This window comes from Oleiphilus sp. HI0079 (genome assembly GCF_001635105.1).
Genome location: NZ_LWFT01000177.1, coordinates 1 through 978 on the forward strand (window position 1 = coordinate 1; position 978 = coordinate 978).

Below are 978 nucleotides of genomic sequence, written 5' to 3' on the forward strand. Positions count from 1 at the left end.
GCTCTTCTTTGTCTTCTTCAGACTCATGAAAAAACACGCCCACCATGCCCGCCCCACCCTCAACGGCAGGATCCGTAATAATTATGGGGACAGGAAGAAAACCATACGCATTTTCAGAAAGGTATCGAGACGCGTCGAACATGCCATCGAGTGGATCAATAAACATGTCTCCCGCCGCAGTTGCATAAGGCGTTGCAGCAAACATCGCGGTGAAAACCGCCCACAAACAAAACTCTCTAGCGCTTTCTCGCAGCCTACATCGCCTAGGTATTGGGTTAATCACTTTCGTCCTCGATATCATTGATTGGGAAGCTCGGAATAGTAACAGAGATACACTCGATCAAAGAACCCTGAAACAACCACACTCGCGTTGAATCGCAGCTTAGGATAAGGTGTCGGTCGTCAACGGTTTTGACGCTCCTCGATCAATGCTGGTCATGCGTCGCTCCTATTCATATTATTTATTAGCTCACTCAATGAAACTACGCTGTTTATCGCGATTAATTACACTGTTTCTCCTCGCGACGCTATCTCTCGAGGCCAGTGCAGATGACTTCCTAGATCGCATGATGATGCAATTCTCGCAAAGCGAAATTGTATTCCAACGCGCAGAAAGTAATGCACCTTTTCTGCCCCTCGCTAGCGCTAATTACAAACGCTATAACGACACCAAGCTTAAATTCGACAACCAGCCAGATATTTCGATTGACCAAACAACCTTCGCGCAAAGTGCAATTTTACCGATTCTCGCAACACCCAAAGATATCGCCTTTGTCGGCGAATGGATTAACAGTTCAAATATCAGCTCAAACAAGAGTGGCTTTGAATCGTTCGATGTTACCCAAGCGGCCCTGCCAATCGGCTGGCTTAGACAAATTAACCAAGAGACGCAGGTTGCCGGTTTTATCGCACCACTTGGCTATAAAGCGACACTCGATAACTCCGATTGGGATTGGCAGACCTTAGGTGGACTTTTTG

At 46.9% G+C, this 978-nt stretch carries 1 protein-coding gene and 1 pseudogene; one reads left to right on the forward strand and one right to left on the reverse strand.

What is annotated here, in order from left to right; genetic code table 11:
* Positions 1-226, reverse strand: a pseudogene (locus tag A3750_RS02585) (glyceraldehyde-3-phosphate dehydrogenase); the annotation flags it as partial.
* 250 nt (positions 227-476) lie between these two features.
* Here A3750_RS02585 and A3750_RS02590 point away from each other — a divergent pair.
* The coding region (locus A3750_RS02590) for a hypothetical protein (protein WP_156498330.1) at positions 477-978 on the forward strand (502 nt) is incomplete at its 3' end.